18 protein-coding genes are annotated in these 16,467 nt (G+C 70.7%); 11 read left to right on the top strand and 7 right to left on the bottom strand.

Going from position 1 to position 16,467, the window contains the following annotated elements; all coding sequences use genetic code 11:
* Window positions 1–51: 51 nt before the first annotated feature.
* The 3 genes from ABC766_RS21150 (at window position 52) to ABC766_RS21140 (ending at window position 4,650) form a co-directional block, all read left to right on the top strand.
* The gene (locus tag ABC766_RS21150; RefSeq protein WP_345822813.1) at window positions 52–1,851 is read left to right on the top strand and encodes an extracellular solute-binding protein; all 1,800 of its coding nucleotides are present in this window, start codon (window positions 52–54) and stop codon (window positions 1,849–1,851) included.
* A 4-nt stretch (window positions 1,852–1,855) separates the two neighbouring features.
* Window positions 1,856–2,962 carry a microcin C ABC transporter permease YejB gene (locus ABC766_RS21145; RefSeq protein WP_043350022.1) on the top strand — a complete coding sequence of 369 codons (1,107 nt, stop codon included), beginning with the start codon at window positions 1,856–1,858 and terminating at the stop codon, window positions 2,960–2,962.
* A gap of 224 nt (window positions 2,963–3,186) precedes the next feature.
* Complete coding sequence (locus ABC766_RS21140) at window positions 3,187–4,650, top strand: FAD/NAD(P)-binding protein (RefSeq protein WP_345819416.1); 1,464 nt, start codon at window positions 3,187–3,189, stop codon at window positions 4,648–4,650.
* A 13-nt stretch (window positions 4,651–4,663) separates the two neighbouring features.
* Here the strand turns inward: ABC766_RS21140 and ABC766_RS21135 are convergent, their stop codons facing one another.
* A complete protein-coding gene (locus ABC766_RS21135; protein WP_427902253.1) occupies window positions 4,664–5,473 on the bottom strand; it encodes a helix-turn-helix domain-containing protein in 810 nt (269 codons plus the stop codon).
* A gap of 62 nt (window positions 5,474–5,535) precedes the next feature.
* Between ABC766_RS21135 and ABC766_RS21130 the strand changes: the two genes are divergently transcribed.
* Window positions 5,536–6,732 carry an MFS transporter gene (locus ABC766_RS21130; RefSeq protein WP_345819414.1) on the top strand — a complete coding sequence of 399 codons (1,197 nt, stop codon included), beginning with the start codon at window positions 5,536–5,538 and terminating at the stop codon, window positions 6,730–6,732.
* Between the two features lie 64 nt (window positions 6,733–6,796).
* Window positions 6,797–7,306 (top strand): GNAT family N-acetyltransferase, encoded by a 510-nt coding sequence (locus tag ABC766_RS21125; RefSeq protein ID WP_043350027.1) that lies wholly within the window; start codon window positions 6,797–6,799, stop codon window positions 7,304–7,306.
* Between the two features lie 81 nt (window positions 7,307–7,387).
* Here ABC766_RS21125 and ABC766_RS21120 read toward each other — a convergent pair whose 3' ends face one another.
* Window positions 7,388–8,569: a multidrug effflux MFS transporter gene (locus ABC766_RS21120; protein ID WP_043381210.1), complete on the bottom strand. Its 1,182-nt coding sequence runs from the start codon at window positions 8,567–8,569 to the stop codon at window positions 7,388–7,390.
* 143 nt (window positions 8,570–8,712) lie between these two features.
* Complete coding sequence (locus tag ABC766_RS21115; RefSeq protein ID WP_345819413.1) at window positions 8,713–9,690, bottom strand: c-type cytochrome; 978 nt, start codon at window positions 9,688–9,690, stop codon at window positions 8,713–8,715.
* Window positions 9,691–9,998: 308 nt separating this feature from the next.
* Here ABC766_RS21115 and ABC766_RS21110 point away from each other — a divergent pair, with 308 nt between their 5' ends.
* Window positions 9,999–10,742: a 3-deoxy-manno-octulosonate cytidylyltransferase gene (locus ABC766_RS21110; protein WP_345819412.1), complete on the top strand. Its 744-nt coding sequence runs from the start codon at window positions 9,999–10,001 to the stop codon at window positions 10,740–10,742.
* A 24-nt stretch (window positions 10,743–10,766) separates the two neighbouring features.
* Window positions 10,767–11,624 carry a prephenate dehydratase gene (locus tag ABC766_RS21105; RefSeq protein WP_043347099.1) on the top strand — a complete coding sequence of 286 codons (858 nt, stop codon included), beginning with the start codon at window positions 10,767–10,769 and terminating at the stop codon, window positions 11,622–11,624.
* A 3-nt stretch (window positions 11,625–11,627) separates the two neighbouring features.
* On the opposite strand, the gene ABC766_RS21100 is transcribed toward ABC766_RS21105, so the two are convergent.
* Window positions 11,628–12,353, bottom strand: a complete 726-nt coding sequence (locus ABC766_RS21100) for a tyrosine-protein phosphatase (protein WP_043381213.1) — start codon at window positions 12,351–12,353, stop codon at window positions 11,628–11,630.
* Between the two features lie 223 nt (window positions 12,354–12,576).
* Between ABC766_RS21100 and ABC766_RS21095 the strand changes: the two genes are divergently transcribed.
* On the top strand, window positions 12,577–13,083 hold the full coding sequence (locus tag ABC766_RS21095; protein WP_043347102.1) for a GNAT family N-acetyltransferase: 507 nt from the start codon (window positions 12,577–12,579) through the stop codon (window positions 13,081–13,083).
* A gap of 111 nt (window positions 13,084–13,194) precedes the next feature.
* Window positions 13,195–13,728 (top strand): inorganic diphosphatase, encoded by a 534-nt coding sequence (gene ppa, locus ABC766_RS21090; RefSeq protein ID WP_043347104.1) that lies wholly within the window; start codon window positions 13,195–13,197, stop codon window positions 13,726–13,728.
* A 39-nt stretch (window positions 13,729–13,767) separates the two neighbouring features.
* On the opposite strand, the gene ABC766_RS21085 is transcribed toward ppa, so the two are convergent.
* Window positions 13,768–14,301, bottom strand: a complete 534-nt coding sequence (locus ABC766_RS21085) for a gamma carbonic anhydrase family protein (protein WP_053609025.1) — start codon at window positions 14,299–14,301, stop codon at window positions 13,768–13,770.
* A gap of 157 nt (window positions 14,302–14,458) precedes the next feature.
* Here ABC766_RS21085 and ABC766_RS21080 point away from each other — a divergent pair, with 157 nt between their 5' ends.
* The gene (locus ABC766_RS21080) at window positions 14,459–14,737 is read left to right on the top strand and encodes a hypothetical protein (protein WP_043758962.1); all 279 of its coding nucleotides are present in this window, start codon (window positions 14,459–14,461) and stop codon (window positions 14,735–14,737) included.
* 345 nt (window positions 14,738–15,082) lie between these two features.
* On the opposite strand, the gene ABC766_RS21075 is transcribed toward ABC766_RS21080, so the two are convergent.
* Both ABC766_RS21075 and ABC766_RS21070 read right to left on the bottom strand, forming a co-directional pair.
* Entirely contained in the window at window positions 15,083–15,247 is a 165-nt protein-coding gene (locus ABC766_RS21075; protein WP_342141566.1) for a hypothetical protein, read from the bottom strand.
* Between the two features lie 94 nt (window positions 15,248–15,341).
* Window positions 15,342–15,857 (bottom strand): META domain-containing protein, encoded by a 516-nt coding sequence (locus tag ABC766_RS21070; protein ID WP_043381219.1) that lies wholly within the window; start codon window positions 15,855–15,857, stop codon window positions 15,342–15,344.
* Window positions 15,858–16,078: 221 nt separating this feature from the next.
* Between ABC766_RS21070 and ABC766_RS21065 the strand changes: the two genes are divergently transcribed.
* Window positions 16,079–16,402 (top strand): XRE family transcriptional regulator, encoded by a 324-nt coding sequence (locus ABC766_RS21065; RefSeq protein WP_345819411.1) that lies wholly within the window; start codon window positions 16,079–16,081, stop codon window positions 16,400–16,402.
* The last annotated feature ends 65 nt before the right edge of the window (window positions 16,403–16,467 follow it).

Here is a 16,467-nt window from a genome sequence, read left to right as displayed (position 1 = left end):
GGGTTGCCGACCCGGCGCGGGCTGATCCTCGGGTCCGGCGCCCTCGCGGCGATGCCGCCGTGGCGCCGCGCCAAGGCGGCCGACGCCGCGGAGCGCCACGGCCTGTCCAGCTTCGGCGAGCTGAAATACGGACCCGACTTCGCGCATTTCGACTACGTGAACCCGATGGCGCCACGCGGCGGGCGCTTCTCGGCGCAACTCGCCGCGACGACCGGCAACCAGTCGCTCAACACCTTCAACACGCTCAACATCTACGTGCTGCGCGGCGACGGGGCCGCCGGCATGCCCCTGACCTTCGACAGCCTGATGGTCCGGGCCCTCGACGAGCCGGACGCCCTCTACGGGCTGGTGGCGCGCGCCGTCACGGTCAGTCCGGACGGCCTGACCTACACGTTCGCCCTGCGCCCGCAGGCCCGGTTCCACGACGGCTCGCCGCTGACCGCGCGGGACGCGGCCTTCAGCCTCAAGCTACTGCGCGACAAGGGCCACCCCGAGATCGCCGAGGTAATCCGGCCCATGACCGATGCCCGGGCTGAGGGCGACGGGCGGCTGGTGGTGACCTTCGAGCCGGGCCGCGCCCGGGACCTGCCGCTATTCGTCGCGCAGCTGCCGCTCTTCTCCGCCGCCTACTACGCCGGCCGGGACTTCGAGGCCTCGACCCTGGACGCGCCCCTCGGCTCCGGGCCCTACCGGGTCGGCACGGTCGATCCGGGCCGGTCCATCGGCCTGGAGCGCGTGCCGGATTACTGGGCCGCCGAGCTGCCGGTGAATGTCGGCCAGAACAATTTCGACGCGATCCGCTACGAGTATTTCCGCGACCGCACCGTGGCGTTCGAGGCGTTCAAGAGCGGCGCCTTCACGTTCCGCGAGGAGTTCACCGCCCGGGTCTGGGCGACCGGATACGATTTCCCGGCGATGACCGAGGGTCGCGTGGTCCGCGAGATGGTGCCGGATGCCCGGCCGAGCGGCACCCAGGGCTGGTGGATCAACACCCGCCGCGCGGCGTTCCGCGACCCGCGGGTGCGCGAGGCGATCGGCCTGTGCTTCGATTTCGAATGGTCGAACCGCAACTTGATGTACGGCGCCTACACGCGCACGGCCTCGTTCTTCGAGAATTCCGACCTCAAGGCGACCGGCAAGCCCTCGGCCGAGGAACTCGCCCTGCTGGAGCCGTTCAAGGACCTGCCGCCGGAGGTGTTCGGCGAGGCCTGGACGCCGCCGGTCTCCGACGGGTCCGGCCAGGACCGGGCGCTGCTCAAGCGCGCCGACGCGCTCCTGCGGGAGGCCGGCTGCACCCGCCAGGGTGGCAGCCTCATGCTGCCCGGCGGCCAGCCCCTGACCCTCGAGTTCCTCGACGAGGATCCGGTCTTCCAGGCGGTCACCCAGCCGTTCATCCGCAACCTGGGACTGCTCGGCATCAAGGCGAGCCTGCGCACGGTCGACCCGTCCCAGTACCAGGCGCGGCTCAAGGATTTCGACTTCGACGTCACGCCGCGCCGCTACAGCAGCGGGCTCACCCCCGGCGCGGAGCTGCGCGAGACCTACGGCTCCCGGTCCGCCGGGACCGCGGGCTCCAACAACCTCTCGGGGATCGCGAACCCGGCGATCGACGCGCTGCTCACCGCCGTCGCCGACGCGACGTCGCGGGCGGACCTGACCACCGCCTGCCGGGCCCTGGACCGGGTCCTGCGGGCCGGGCGCTACTGGGTGCCGATGTGGTACGCCTCGTCCCACCGCCTCGCCCTGTGGGACGTGTTCGGCCGCCCGGCCACGCCGCCGAAATACGATCTCGGCGCCCCCGGAACGTGGTGGTTCGACGCCGACAAGGCCAAGCGAATCGGCCGGGACTGACGCCATGCTCGCCTACATCCTGCGCCGCATCGGCCTGATGATCCCGACCTTGTTCGGGATCATGCTGATCACCTTCACGATCGTGCAGTTCGCCCCAGGCGGCCCGGTGGAGCGGGTTCTGTCGCAGCTCCAGGGGCAGCGCGACGGAGCCATGTCCCGCGTCACCGGCGGATCGGGCGACCTCGGCGGCGCCAGCCGGCCGTCGGGCGGTGGCGGCGACGCCAGCTCCCGCTATCGCGGCGCTCAAGGATTGAGCCCGGAATTCATCGCCAAGCTCGAGAAGCAGTTCGGCTTCGACAAGCCTGCACCCGAGCGCTTCGCCAAGATGCTCTGGGACTATGTCCGATTCGATTTCGGACGCAGCTACTTCCGCGATGTCACCGTCATCCAGCTGATCAAGGAGCGGCTGCCGGTCTCGATCTCGCTCGGCCTGTGGATGACGCTCCTGTCCTACGCGATCTCGATCCCGCTGGGCATCCGCAAGGCGGTGGCGGACGGCACGCAGTTCGACCGTGCGACCTCCTTCGTGGTGATCATCGGCTACGCGATCCCGGGCTTCATGTTCGGACTGATGCTCATCATCCTCTTCGCCGGCGGATCGTTCTACCAATGGTTCCCGCTGCGCGGGCTCACCAGCGAGGGCTGGGAGAGCTTCTCGACCTGGCACAAGGTGACCGACTACGCGTGGCACATGGTGCTGCCGCTCACCGCCCTGGTGATCGGCGCCTTCGCAACCTCGACCCTGCTCACGAAGAACTCGTTCCTCGACGAGATCCGCAAGCAGTACGTGCTCACCGCGCGGATGAAGGGGCTCTCCGAGCGGCGCGTGCTCTACGGCCACGTGTTCCGCAACGCCATGCTGATCGTGATCGCGGGCTTCCCCGGGGCCTTCATCTCGGCCTTCTTCACCGGCTCGCTGCTGATCGAGACGATCTTCTCCCTCGACGGCCTGGGCGAGCTGTCGTTCCGGGCGATCGTCGGGCGCGACTATCCGGTGGTGTTCGCCACCCTCTACATCTTCTCGCTGCTCGGTCTCGCGGTGAACCTGCTCTCCGACCTGATCTACGTCTGGATCGACCCGCGGATCGACTTCTCGGCGCGGGCGACGTGAAGATTTTCCAGGGCACCCACACCATACGAAAGGATACGGATCGCGGAAAGTTCTTCCTCATCCCGCGGGACAGAAAAGATTCACCCCGATCCAGCCCCCTTCAACCCGCATACGCCGGCTGACACAGACCGCCTTTGCTGGCAATGTCATGACAGGATCGATCCTGATCCGCGACTTTAGGCAGATGGGTCGTGGCATTGTCTTCTGGCGCAGGCTCGTCGTCGATGTCGGACCAAGACGAAAGCTTGAAATCCGGGCCGCACCCCGCTCCCATTGCCGTCATCGGGGCAGGCTTCAGCGGCACGATGGCGGCGATACAGCTGCTCGCCCGCTTGCCGCCGCACCAGTCGGTTCTGTTGTGTGAACGGGCGGAGCGCTTCGGGAGCGGTCGCGCCTACGCCACCGGGAACCCCGACCACCTGCTCAACGTGCGCGCCGCCAACATGAGCGCCTATCCCGACCGGCCCTCCCATTTCGAAGACTGGCTTTCGAAGATCGCCGCGGGTGAGGCGGGCACCGGTGCCGGCAACCCCGCGATCGGGCACGGACATGTGGGCATCTGGCGGACCCCGGCCGGGACCTTCGCGGCACGCGGGCTATACGGAGATTATCTGGCGGCGCTTCTGACCGAAGCGACGACAGGCGGTTCGACGCCGCGGCTGCACCTGATCAACGACATGATCATCGACCTCGTGCCGGACGAGGACCGTCTGATCATGGTTGCCGAGGGCGGCCGACGCGTCGACGTCGCGGGTGCGGTGCTGGCGATGGGCAACCTCGCCCTGCCCCAGGAACCGGAAAGCCGCTTCCGGGGCGATCCGTGGAATCCGGAGCATGACGCGCGGCTGCATCCGGATCATCCGGTTCTCATCATCGGGACCGGTCTCAGCATGGTCGATGCGGTGATCAGTCTTCGGCGCCATGGCTTTCGCGGGCAGATCATGGCGCTCTCGCGGCGGGGGCGGATCCCGGTCGTGCACGTACGCGCCGACCCCTGGCCGCGTCCGGACTTCACGGCCGCAGAGACCCGTTCGATCACCCGGCTTCTGGGCCGGATCCGCCGGGAGGTCGCCTCCGCGGCGGAGGCTCGCATCGCCTGGCACGGGGTGATCGACGCTCTGCGGCCGGTTACGGACGCCCTCTGGCTCGGCTTGCCGCCAGCCGACCAGGCGCGCTTCCTGCGCCATCTCCGCCCGTTCTGGGACACGCATCGGCACCGCTCCGCACCGCCCACGGGCGCGGCCATCGCCGACGAGATCGAAGCCGGCTCGCTTCAGGTGCTCGCCGGAAAGCTGGTGGCGATCGAGGATCAGACCGGTGAAGCGCGCGTCACGTACCGGCCGCGGGGGGCATCCGAACCCAGAACCCTCGGCGTGCAGCGCATCTTCGATGTTCGCGGCGTCGGACGGGTCGCGGATACGACCGACCCGCTTCTGCGCAATCTGATCGGTCGCGGCCTTGTCCGAGCCGGTCCGTTCGGCCTCGGTCTTGCCGTGCGCCCCGATCTGACGGTCCTGGGTGCATCCGATACAGCGGCGCGCCTCTGGACTCTGGGCCCGTTGCTCCGCGGCGCATACTGGGAATGCACGGCCGTGCCGGACATCCGCAACCAAGCCGTCGACCTGGCTCGGTCCGTCACGGCGGCGCAGGAACCGTCCGCATCGCTTGAGCCCTCTGCACAGGCTTGAGAGTCGGTCCCGATCAGGTTGCCGAGCGGGGAGGGTGAGCGTCGAGCACCCGCGCCACCGTCAGTCGTAGTGTCTGGACACTTCGATACCCCACCGCCGCCGCCACAACCCGGGGCGGGCGTCCTTCGGCCGCAAGCGCGAGTGCGCGGATCACCCGGGCCCGGGCCCGCCAATCACCGAAACTCAGGCCCGTCTCGGCGCGGAACCCCCGGGTCAGCGTGCGCCGGCTCGCCCCGGCCCGGTCGGCCCAGGCATCGAGGTCGTCCTCCGAGGCCGGATTCTCGATCAGCTCCAGGCAGACCCGGCGCAGGCGTGCGTCGCGCGGGAGTGGCAGGGCGAGCGGCGTGGCGGGGGCCCGGCCGATCTCGTCGAGGACCAGAGCGGCGAGATGGCCGCCACGGCCATCCTCCGCATAGAGCACCGGCTCCTCCGCCAGCGCCGTGAGCGCGGAGGCGAGGAGCCGCGACACCGCGATCACCCGGCAACTCGCCGGGAAGGACCGAACCGCGGCGGGATCCAGATAGGCCGAGCACATCGAGACGGCGCCGTGGGTCGCGACCGCGTGCGGCAGCCGCGGCGGGATCCAGAGCGCGTGCCCCTCGGGAACCACCCAGGTGCCGTCCTCCGCGAACGCCATCATCAGCCCGGCCGTGGCGTAGAGCAGCTGCGCGCGGGGATGGAAGTGCCGGGCGAGATGCATCCCGGCCGCGTAGGTCTTGGGCATCACTGCGACCGGGCGCGGGACGTCCTGATAGTCGGCCGCCTCGGTCGACCGCTTCGCGGCGACAGGTGCCACCGTCAACATTGGCCCGTTCGCATACATATCCGGCCCAACACCACCATCGGGTCAGGCTATCAGCGCGCAGTCCCGGAGGATACGCCGCGATGGATTCCGATACGCTGTCCCGCCGCACCCTGCGCTTCGTCAACGTCGCGCATGCCCTCGACCATTTCGTACTGCTGATTTACCCGACCGCCGTCATCGCCATCGCGGCCCAGACGGGGCTCGGCTACGGCGAGCTGATCGGGCTCGCCACCGGCGCCTTCGTGGCCTTCGGCCTGTGCTCCCTCCCGATGGGTTCGCTCGCCGACCGGTTCGGGCGGCGCAACATGCTGGCGGTGTTCTTCTTCGGTTACGGCCTGTCCTGCCTCGGCGTCGCGAGCGCCTCGACGCCGCTGGCCTTCGCCCTCTGGCTCTGCGTGCTCGGGCTCGCCTCGGCGATCTACCACCCGGTCGGCTCGGCCATGCTGGTGACCCATGCCCGCCGGCTCGGGCGCGATCTCGGCATCAACGGCGTCTGGGGCAATTTCGGCGCGGCCTCGGCTTCCGGACTCACGGCGCTGCTCGCCGCCGCCGTCAGTTGGCGCGCGGCCTTCGTGGTCCCGGGCCTCGTCTGCCTCGCCTGCGGGGCCGCTTTCCTGGCCCTGGTGCCGGGCGACGGGGACGGCTCGGGCCAGAAGGCCGGCGGCGCGGCGGTGATCCCGGTGACCCGGCCCTGGGCGCTGCTGGCGATGTTCGCCCTGTCGATCTTCGCGGGCGGCCTGACCTTCAACCTGACGACGATCAGCCTGCCGAAGGTGATCGACGAGGGCGTCGGGCAGGCGCTGCCCCTGGCGCTCACCGGCTCCCTCGCCACCGGCGTGTTCCTGTTCGGCGCGCTGATGCAGTTGGCCATGGGCCGCCTCATCGACCGCTACAGCCTGCCGTCCCTGTTCGTGGCGCTCTCGGTGCTGCAGCCGGTGGGGCTCGGGATCGCCGCCCTCTCCACCGGCCTGCCGCTGCTCGCCGGGCTCGTGCTGGCCATGACGGCGATCTACGGGCAGGTGGTGATCAACGACGCGATGATCGCCCGCTACGTCCCGCCCGTCTACCGGGCCCGGGCCTACAGCCTGCGTTACTTCGTGGGCTTCACGGCGAGCGGCTTCGTGGTGCCGGCGATCGCCCTCCTGCATGACCGCGGCGGCTTCGCGCTGGTTCTCGGCGTCGCCTCCGCCTGCGGCGCGGTGATCTGGCTCTCGGCCCTCGGCTTCCTGCGGCTGACCCAGGGCGGCGGACGGCCCGCTCTGGCGGCCGCCGAGTAGCGCGGCGGTTTGCGGGTCCGGCCCGGCGCTGCTACGCGGCGCCGGTCCGAGCCGCGAGCAACCCGTGACCGATCTGTCCCTCGTCATCAGGCCCGAGCGGCCGGAGGATGCCCCCGCCATCGAGCGGCTCCATGCCCGGGCCTTCGGCCCCGGTCGCTTCGCCCGTACCGCCTACCGCCTCCGCGAGGGCGCGGCCGAGCGGATCGATCTCGGCATCACCGCCTCGGTGGGCAGCTTCCTCGTCGGCTCGGTCCGGATGGGGCCCGTGCGGACCGGGGCGACATCCTTCGTGATGCTCGGTCCGCTGGCCGTCGATCCGAGCTTCGCGGGCCGCGGCATCGGCGGTACCCTGACCCGCGCGGCGATCGAGGGGGCGCGGCAGGCGGGCGAGGGTCTCGTGATCCTCGTCGGCGACGCGCCCTACTACGCCCGCTTCGGCTTCACGCCGGTCCCGCCCGGGCGCCTGAGCCTGCCGGGACCGGTCGACCCCGCGCGCCTGCTGTGGCTGGAACTGGCCGACGGCTTCAGCGCAGGCGCGTCCGGCCTCGTCGAGGCCCGCGGCGCGTCGCTTTAAGGGACACCGCCGCGCGCCTCCGGCAGCGCGCGGGGGCCATGGCGGCGACGGAAACTGACGCCGTCGGCGAGCGCGAGCCCGTCAGGCCCGCCGGAGCGCCAGCGCGGCGATCAGCCCGGCGGAGAGGAGCGCCAGCGCCACCGGCGTCGCCGAGGTCGCGGGCCAGGCGGAGGCGGCCGCCGTGAACAGCGCCCCGAAGGTCATCTGCGTGAAGCCGTAGAGGCTGGAGGCTGAGCCGGCCGCGTGCGGATCGACGTTCATCAGCCCCGCCACCGCGTTGGGGCTGAGCAGGCCGACGCCCACCGCGTAGGCGAAGAGCGGCACGATCAGGCTGACGACGCCGAGCATCCCCGTGCGGTCCACGATCAGCAGCGTCAGCGCCGCGGCGATGCAGAGGAGATTGCCGCTCCGCGCTGCCTTTCGAATCGGCACCCGGGTGGCGAGCCGGCTCGCCAGGACGGCCCCGCCGACCATGCCGAACACGACGATCAGGCAGTCGAATCCCACCTCCTGAGAGGAGCGCCCGAGCCGGTCCACGAGGAGGAACGGCGCCACGGCCAGGAAGGCGTAGAGGCTGGTCCCGCCGCAGGCCCCCGCCACCAGATAGGCGCGGAACACGGGGATCCGCACGAGCCGGAGGTACCCGGACAGAACCGCGACGAATCCCGGCAGCGCCACCTTGTGGCGGTTGGTCTCGGGCAGGGTGAAGACCACGAGCGCGCCCAGCAGGGCGACGAGGCCGGCCAGCACCACGAACACGGCGCGCCAGCCGAAGGCCTCGGTCACGACGCCGCCGATCGCCGGCGCCAGGGCGGGCGTGAGCGTCATCGCGGTGGTGAGGATCGCGAGTTTCCGGGCGGCGTCCTCGCGGGTGGAGACGTCGCGCACCATCGCCCGGCCGATCACCAGGGAGCCGCAGGCGCCGAGCGATTGCAGGACCCGGGCGACGAGCAGGACGCCGATGTTCGGCGCCGGGATCGCGAGCAGCAATCCGGCGAGATAGAGGCCGAGGCCGCCGATCAGGACCGGCCGCCGGCCGTACCGGTCCGAGAGCGGGCCGTAGAGCAGCTGACCGCCCGCAAGCCCGATCAGGTAGACGGTGATCGTCAGTTGCGCGCCGGCGGCGTTGGTGCCGAGGTCCACGGCCGCCGCCGCCAGCGCCGGCACGAAGATGTGCAGCGCCACCGTCCCGGTCATGGTCACGGCGACGAGCAGCGGGAGGGGCGCCCGGCGCTCCTCCCCAACGGAACTTCGGTCAGCCAAGGGGTCCTACGCGGTTTTCAATCCGGCACGATGCCGGGGCGCGGCCGCCTTAGAGCAAGGGGCGCGCCCGGAGCCATGCCGGCTGAACGCGCCTGACACGCGAGGGGCGGGACCGTCCGGAGCCCCGCACCCGGTCCGTGCCTCTAGTCCTTCGGAAGCGGCTGCGGGGTCGGCAGCGGCGCGTTCAGGTCCTTGGTCGGGCCGCCGACCTCGAGATCCTTCGCCCGGTCGACCGCCTCGGGATTGGCCTGCGCGGGCGGCTCCTTGGCGGCCGGCGCCGTCGGCGCGGTCGGCTCGGCGGGGATCAGGCTCGAAGGCTGACCCTGCTGGTCGCTGTCATGGGCGCCGGCCGGCGGAGCCGGGGCGTTGCGGTCGCTCGATTCGCCGGTCGTCCGCGGGCTGCCGGGCGACTTCGCCTCGACCGGCTTGGCAGTGCCGGTATCGGCGGGCTTGGCCGGGCTGTCCTTGCCTTCGGACGCCTTGCCGGCGGCGGGCTTGTCGGCGGACGGCTTCTCGGCGGGCGCAGCCGCGGGCTTGTCGTCAGGCTTGGCCGCCGCAGGCGCAGCCGACGGGGCCTCGTCCTTCTCGACGGCGGGCAGCGGCTTCGGCGTCTCGGCCAGGGTTCGCAGATAGGCGATGACGTTGGCCCGCTCCTGCGGCGAAGCGATGCCGGCGTAGGCCATCTTCGTGCCCTTCACGTAGCCCTTCGGGTTGGTGAGGAACCCGTCGAGGTCGGCATAGGTCCACGTGCCACCCTTCTCCTTCAGGGCCGCCGAATAGTCGAAGCCCGGATGTGAGGCCTTCGGCCGCTCCACGACCCCGTACAGGTCGGGCCCGACCTTGTTCGGGCCGCCCTTCTCGAAATTGTGGCAGGCATGGCAGGCCTTGGTGCCGGCCTCGCCCTTCTCGACATTGGCGCTGGCGAGGCGGACGGCGATCGGCTCGACCTTGGCCTCGGGCGCCGCGGCGGCGGCCTCGGGCTGCGGCTCGGGGAGGTCGTAGCCGGCGTTGCCCGCCGGCTTCGGGTGGTAGATCAATTCGGCGACGAAACCCGATCCGGCCGCGAACAGAAGGGCGCCGAGGACCGCACCCAGGACCTTGTTCACCTCGAACGAGTTCATGCTCTTCTCGCAACTCGGCCGTGCCGATCGCGCGCCTGACACGGGCGAGCGGGCTCGGACACCGGACATTGGAAGATTTCGAGGTTGCCTTAGCGGTTCCGGGCGGCTCCTGACAATGCCACCAGAGGGCTCCGCGTCGCTCCAGCGCAGGATTGTTCCACTGAATTGCCCAGCTTGTCACCGAGTGGCACATTTTCTCCGCTGCGCTCCGGCCCGTCTCCGGGGGGACGACAATCGGGGGCCGGCCTGTTAAGCAGCCGGCCGCCTGCCGCCGCGGCCCCGATCCGCGCATCCGGATCCGAATCTCGATGTCCGATCCCCTGGTCCTGATCCCGGCCCGCCTCGCCGCGACCCGCCTGCCGAACAAGCCGCTGGCCGACATCGCCGGCGAGGCCATGATCGTCCATGTCTGGCGCCGGGCCATGGAGGCCGGCATCGGCCCCGTGGTGGTGGCCACCGACACGGCGGAGATCGCCCGGACGGTCGAGGCCGCGGGCGGCCTCGCGGTGATGACCCGGGCCGATCACCCATCGGGCTCCGACCGCCTCGCCGAGGCGCTCGACATCGTCGACCCGGAGGGTCGCCACGACGTGGTCGTCAACGTCCAGGGCGACCTGCCGACCATCGACCCGGCGATCATCGGCGCCTCCATCGTGCCGCTGGCCGACCGCACCGTCGACATCGTCACCCTCTGTGCGCCGATCACCGACCCCCACGAGGCCGACAACCCGAACGTGGTCAAGCTCGTCGGCCACATGGTCGGTCCCGGGCGCCTGCGCGCCCTGTACTTCACCCGCGCCCGGGCTCCCTGGGGCGACGGGCCGCTCTGGCACCATATCGGCCTGTACGCCTACCGGCGCAGGGCGCTCAGCCGATTCGTGGCCCTGCCGCCCGGCGAGCTGGAGATGCGCGAGAAGCTGGAGCAGCTGCGGGCGCTCGAAGCCGGCATGCGCATCGACGCCGCCATCGTCGACGACCTGCCGCTGGGCGTCGACACCCCCGCCGACCTGGAGCGCGCCCGCGCCCTGCTCAAGAGCCGGCGCCTGAACTGACCCGACGAACGAATCCAGACCGCCATGACAGACCGCACCATCGCCTATCAGGGGGAGCCCGGGGCGAACTCGCACATCATCTGCGCGGAGGCGTATCCGGACTGGACGCCGCTGCCCTGCCCGACCTTCGAGGACGCTTTCGCGGCGGTGACAGAGGGGCGCGCCCAGCGCGCGATGATCCCGATCGAGAATTCGATCGCGGGTCGCGTCGCCGACATCCACCACCTGATCCCGATCTCGCCGCTGCACATCGTGGCCGAGCACTTCCTGCCGATCCACTTCCAGCTGATGGTCCTGCCGGGCACGCAGCGCGAGGCTTTGAAGAGCGTCCACAGCCACGTCCATGCCCTGGGCCAGTGCCGCCGGATCATCCGCCGGCTCGGCCTGAAGGCCGTGGTCGCCGGCGACACCGCCGGGGCCGCCCGCGAGATCGCCGAGATCGGCGACCCGAGCCGGGCGGCTCTGGCGCCCGCGCTCGCCGCCGGAGTCTACGGCCTCGACATCCTGGAGCGCGACGTCGAGGACGAGGCGCACAACACCACCAGGTTCGTGGTGTTCTCCCCTGAGCCCCAGCCGGTGGAACAGGGCACCGTGCCCTGTGTGACGAGCTTCGTGTTCCGCGTGCGCAACATCCCGGCCGCGCTCTACAAGGCGCTCGGCGGATTCGCGACCAACGGCGTCAACATGTCGAAGCTCGAGAGCTACATGGTCGACGGCGAATTCACCGCCACGCAGTTCTACGCCGAGGTCGACGGCCATCCGGACGATCCGGGCCTCAGCCGGGCGCTGGACGAACTCGGCTACTTCTCGCGCGAATTGCGGGTGATCGGGACCTACCCGGCCCACCCCTTCCGCGAGATGGCGCGGCCGGCGGCGGAGTGATCCTCACTCCCGCCGGAGCACCCGGTCCACCGCCAGATCCGACCAGAAGCCCGGCCGGAAATCGCGCTTGAGCGCCTCGGGGTCGTAGACGGTCTCGACCCAGGTCAGGAAGTCGAGCCCCCTCGCCTCGCCCTCGATGCGATACCGGGCGAAGAATGCGTCGAGGATGCCGGTCTTGGCGAAGCGGAGATGGCCGTAGCGGGCGGAGAGCTGCCGGGCGGCCTCGGCCACCGGGCGCCCCTCGTGCAGGATCAGGTAGAGGGCCGAGGCGAGGCCGGCCCGGTCGGCGCCGGACTTGCAATGCATCACCGCCGGGTACTCGATGCCGGCGAAGAAGGCCTTGGCGCCGAGGATGGTGGCCCGGTCCGGCGCTTCCCGCGAGCGGAGCACGAACTCGACCAGCTTGAGCCCGTGGCGCTCGCAGGCCTCGCGCTGCAGCGGCCAGGATCCGTGCTCGCGCCCGCCGCGCAGGGAGATGATCGTCCGCACGCCCTCGGCCCGGAAGCGGGCGAGCTGATGAGGGCCGGGCTGGGCCGAGCGCCAGAGGGCGCCGGAGCCGACGCGGTGCCGGTTGAGATAGGCGAGGCGGAAGACGCCGTGGTCGATCAGCAGCATGCTGGCCCAGGCCATGAGCCGGTCGCCGGGGCCGGCGATCGGCCTCTCGAAGCGGGCGATCCGGGCCATGCGGCGCGCGTAGCGCCTCTCGGGCTTGAGGAAGCGGTTGAACAAGGCCGTGCTGCCGGGGGAACCGAGCCCGGGCTCTATCAGCCGCCCGCCGGCCCGGCAATCCGCGGGCCGGCGGGCCGGCACCGGCATCACGCGACGTCACGCGACCTCACGCAGGCCGACGCGACGCGGCGCCATTCTTGCCTTCACTCCGCCTGGATCGGCATCGAACCTGCGCGGGCCGCGCGGGTTATCCGCCGGTCGGACGACGGGAGGCTCGAAGCCCATGAGCACGCGCACCACGAGCATCCGCCGGGCCCGCGAGGCCGATCTCGGCGGCTTGTCCAAGGTGTTCGATGCCTCCTGGCGCGAGGCCTATCGCGGCATCATCCCGGGCGTCGCCCTGGAGCGGGTGATCTCGACCCGGGACCGGGCCTGGTGGCAGAGCGCCCTGCGCCGCGGCCGGCCGATCGCGGTGGTGGAGACGGGCGAACTCGTCGTCGGCTACGCGGCCTACGGACGGACGCGCAGCCGGGCGCTCGGCACCGAGGCCGAGATCGACGAACTCTACCTGTTGCCGGAGTATCAGGGCGTCGGCCTCGGCCGGCGCCTGTTCCGGGCGGTGCGCAACGACCTCGCGGATCACGGCCTCACGCGGCTGGGCGTGTGGAGCCTGGAGGACAATGTCCGCGCCGGCGCCTTCTACGAGGGGCTCGGCGGCGTCGCCGGCCCGCGGGCGCTGGACCGCGTGGCGGGCATCCCGCTCCCCAAGGTGGGCTTCCTGTTCGGCTAACGTTTTCCAGCGCTCGTTGCCGGGCCGCACCATCGGCCGATTTGCTTTGCCAAGCGGCGCCACTAAGAGATCCGGGAAGCGGACGAGACCGCATTCCGGAAGCGACACGCCATGAAGATCGACGCCATCCCGCTCGGCAAGAAGCCGCCGCACGACGTCAACGTGATCGTCGAGGTGCCGCTCGGCGGCGAACCGATCAAGTACGAGATGGACAAGGAATCCGGCGCGCTGGTCGTCGACCGGTTCCTCTACACCCCGATGTTCTATCCGGGGAATTACGGCTTCATCCCCCACACCCTGTCGGGCGACGGCGATCCCTGCGACGTGCTTGTGGCCAACACCCGCGCCGTGCTGCCGGGCGCGATCATCAGCGCGCGTCCCGTGGGCGTGATGGTGATGCAGGACGAGGGCGGCGAAGACGAGAAGATCATCGCGGTGCCCTCGCGCCACCTGACCAAGCGGTACGACCGGGTCGAGAACTACACCGACCTGCCCGAGATCACGATCCAGCAGATCCAGCACTTCTTCGAGCACTACAAGGATCTGGAACCCGGCAAGTGGGTCAAGTTCGTCCGCTGGGGCGACAAGGAAGAGGCCCACCGGCTGATCGAGGAAGCGATCGAGCGCGCCAAGGCCAAGAAGTAAGCGGGCCGGCCGCTCCCGCCCGGGAGCGGCCCATGTCCCTCAGCCGTCGATGCGGCGCAGCCCGGCCTTGTAGCGCCGGGCATTCTCCACGTAGCGCAGGGCGGCCTGCCGCAGCCCCTCGACCGCGGCCTCGTCGAGGGTACGCACGGCCTTGGCCGGCGCCCCGACGATCAGGCTGTGATCCGGGAATTCCTTGCCCTCGGTGACCAGCGCGTTGGCGCCGATGAGGCAGCCGCGGCCGATCCGGGCGCCGTTCAGGACCGTCGCCCCCATGCCGACGAGGCTGCCGTCGCCGATGGTGCAGCCGTGCACGATCGCGCCGTGGCCGACCGTGACGTCGCTGCCGATGACGAGGGGAAACCCGGGATCGACGTGCATGATCACGCCCTCCTGGACATTGGTGCGATCGCCGATGCGGATCGGCTCGTTGTCGCCGCGCAGAGCCGCGCCGAACCAGATGCCGACATCGAGGCCGAGATGCACGCGGCCGACCACCTGCGCGTCGGGCGCGATCCAGACCCGGGCGGGGTCGGCGAGGTCGGGGACGTGATCGTCGAGGGCGTAGAGCGGCATGGCGGCCTTTCGTGGGGATCGGGCTTAACGGCCGCGCGATGCGGCCGGGATCGCGACGGATGACGCGCATCGCCTGTCGCGGGAATGGTACGGCGCGTCCAGGCTGCCAATGCTAGGCTGGTTCCGCAAGCAGCCTCGACCTGGACGGGAAACAGAGATGGCGCGATTCCCGGCTCTGATCGGTCTGACGGTGATCCTGCTGACGCAGGGGGCGGGGGCGGCGGACCTGCGGGAGCGGTCGCCCCTGGGCCGGTTCCGGGCGACCTGCGAGGATCTCGCGACCTTCTGCTTCGCCGATGCCTGCGGCGGCGACCAGATCGCCGCGGCCCAGGGCTGCCGGGCGCGCTGCCCGAGCGCGTCGATCATCGATGTCGTGCCGAGCGTCTGCCGGCCGCCCGACGTCCAACCGGCGATGGGTCTCCGGCGCCGAGGCTGAGTTTCCGTCGCGTCCGGTCTACGGGAGAAAATTCCGCCCGCTGCGGCAACGAAACGCGGAGCGCGGCATTGACCGGTCTCGGACAGTTGAACAACGGGGACGCGCACAGATGCTCGTGAACGCGCGCGAGGCCCGCCGTCGCACTCTGCTGACAAGCAATCTCCACCCGCCCGAGGGCGGCCTGAACGCCGATCCAATTCTATATGGTGTCGCCGCGGGTTTGGCCTCGCTGTTTCCGCCCGTAACGGCGCAAGCGCAGGATCGTTCCGAGCCGCGCGGACATGCCGAGGGCGACCGGCCCCGGGACGCGACGGCGTCCCGGTAAGACGCCGCCAGCGCCGCCCGTCAGGAAGCCAGTCGCGCGAGAAGGAGCAGCGTCGCCACAGCCGGCACGGCGGTGGCGAGCCATAGGGCGCCGGGATGAAACCCCTCGGGCCCCGTGAAGCGCAGGCTCCGCGTCACCGCGGGACGCGAGGGGTCCCCGCGTCCGATCCCGATTCCGACTGGCATCCGTGGCCTCCTCGATACACGAGGAATGAGCCCCGGCGCCCCTCAAGGCCGTCTGAATCGGCGGCCGCCATCATGCGGCGTGGTGAACCGCTCCTTAAAGGGCGCGGTCGAACTTCAGCTCGCCGTTCGGGCTCTTGAGCACGAGCTGCGAGCCGACCAAGTCCCACACCGCCGAGGTGCGCAGGGCGATGAAGAACGCCTGCTCGGCGGCGGCGAGGCCCTTGTCGCAGCTCTTCTTGGTGAGTGCGAGCGGGCCCACGGCGATGTGCTGCTCCTTGAGCGGGAATGCGGTCGCCGCGAAGGTGTTGCAACCGCCGTAGCCGCGGGCGCGGTACTGTTTGTCGATGATGAAGCTCGGCCGGTCGCCACCCGTGAAGGGCTTTCCGTTGAGGCTCACGGCGGTCCAGGTCGAATCGAGCGGGAAGATCTTCTCGCTGGCCTTGGTCCCCGGCACGTACTGGGGCTTCTTCTCCTCTTCGCCGCCGGGGCGGCGATTACCCCGGCCGAAGCCCGTCGGCGAACCGCCCATCTGGGCCTGCGCCTGCGTCACCGCGGATAGGTCCATGGCCAGCACGGCACAGGCCAAGCTCGCGATCAGCACCCCTCTCATCGTCCAGTCCCCATGTCGCGCGCACCGCGCGCAGGTTGTCCCGGTCCGGAGGCGCCACGCCGGCCGCGCAGCACGGCCCCGCGAGAGACCGCTCCGAATCCTTGCGCCTTGGCGGATGCGACAGGATTTCAGCACAATTATGGTCGCGCTCCGACCGGATGTGCCCGGAAACGATCCGCGACCGCAATCGTTGTTGATGATCGCCGAGGAGGAGAGTGAGCGTGGCAGGATCGGACGAGGGCGCACAGAGCGGAACGCAGGCGCCCATCATGAGCCCCGCGCAGTCGCGGGCGGCCCGTGGGCTGCTCGGCTGGTCGCAGGCCGATCTCGCGGGCAAAGTGGGCCGGGACGAGCAGTTCGTGCGGGATTTCGAGGGCGGCTACAGCGACCCGCCGAGCGGGCAGATCGAGGCCCTGCGGAGCGCCCTCAGCGCAGCCGGCGCGGTGTTCACCGACGCTCCGACCCTCGGCGTCCATCTGGCGGCCGGACCGGGCGTCGACGAGGGCACCCGCGCCGACGCGCTCACCACCGAGAACGATCGGTAACGCCCGCCGGAATTCCGGAACGCGCCGCTCATGGCGTGTTCAGGCGCAGAATCCGAGAACCAGGG

Source organism: Methylobacterium fujisawaense (genome assembly GCF_039619325.1).
GTDB classification, from domain to species: domain Bacteria; phylum Pseudomonadota; class Alphaproteobacteria; order Rhizobiales; family Beijerinckiaceae; genus Methylobacterium; species Methylobacterium fujisawaense.
Note: the sequence above shows the minus strand (reverse complement) of the source record. Positions and strands in the feature narration are given on the sequence as shown.

Bases quoted from the DNA above. Each gene is read 5' to 3' on its own strand.
- ABC766_RS21140 (WP_345819416.1), top strand. From the start codon at position 3,187: ATGTCGGACCAAGACGAAAGCTTGAAATCCGGGCCGCACCCCGCTCCC.
- ABC766_RS21085 (WP_053609025.1), bottom strand. From the start codon at position 14,301: ATGCCGCTCTACGCCCTCGACGATCACGTCCCCGACCTCGCCGACCCC.
- ABC766_RS21115 (WP_345819413.1), bottom strand. From the start codon at position 9,690: ATGAACTCGTTCGAGGTGAACAAGGTCCTGGGTGCGGTCCTCGGCGCC.
- ABC766_RS21135 (WP_427902253.1), bottom strand. From the start codon at position 5,473: ATGTATGCGAACGGGCCAATGTTGACGGTGGCACCTGTCGCCGCGAAG.
- ABC766_RS21145 (WP_043350022.1), top strand. From the start codon at position 1,856: ATGCTCGCCTACATCCTGCGCCGCATCGGCCTGATGATCCCGACCTTG.
- ABC766_RS21070 (WP_043381219.1), bottom strand. From the start codon at position 15,857: ATGAGAGGGGTGCTGATCGCGAGCTTGGCCTGTGCCGTGCTGGCCATG.
- ppa (WP_043347104.1), top strand. From the start codon at position 13,195: ATGAAGATCGACGCCATCCCGCTCGGCAAGAAGCCGCCGCACGACGTC.
- ABC766_RS21095 (WP_043347102.1), top strand. From the start codon at position 12,577: ATGAGCACGCGCACCACGAGCATCCGCCGGGCCCGCGAGGCCGATCTC.
- ABC766_RS21150 (WP_345822813.1), top strand. From the start codon at position 52: ATGCCGCCGTGGCGCCGCGCCAAGGCGGCCGACGCCGCGGAGCGCCAC.
- ABC766_RS21080 (WP_043758962.1), top strand. From the start codon at position 14,459: ATGGCGCGATTCCCGGCTCTGATCGGTCTGACGGTGATCCTGCTGACG.
- ABC766_RS21075 (WP_342141566.1), bottom strand. From the start codon at position 15,247: ATGCCAGTCGGAATCGGGATCGGACGCGGGGACCCCTCGCGTCCCGCG.
- ABC766_RS21105 (WP_043347099.1), top strand. From the start codon at position 10,767: ATGACAGACCGCACCATCGCCTATCAGGGGGAGCCCGGGGCGAACTCG.
- ABC766_RS21130 (WP_345819414.1), top strand. From the start codon at position 5,536: ATGGATTCCGATACGCTGTCCCGCCGCACCCTGCGCTTCGTCAACGTC.
- ABC766_RS21110 (WP_345819412.1), top strand. From the start codon at position 9,999: ATGTCCGATCCCCTGGTCCTGATCCCGGCCCGCCTCGCCGCGACCCGC.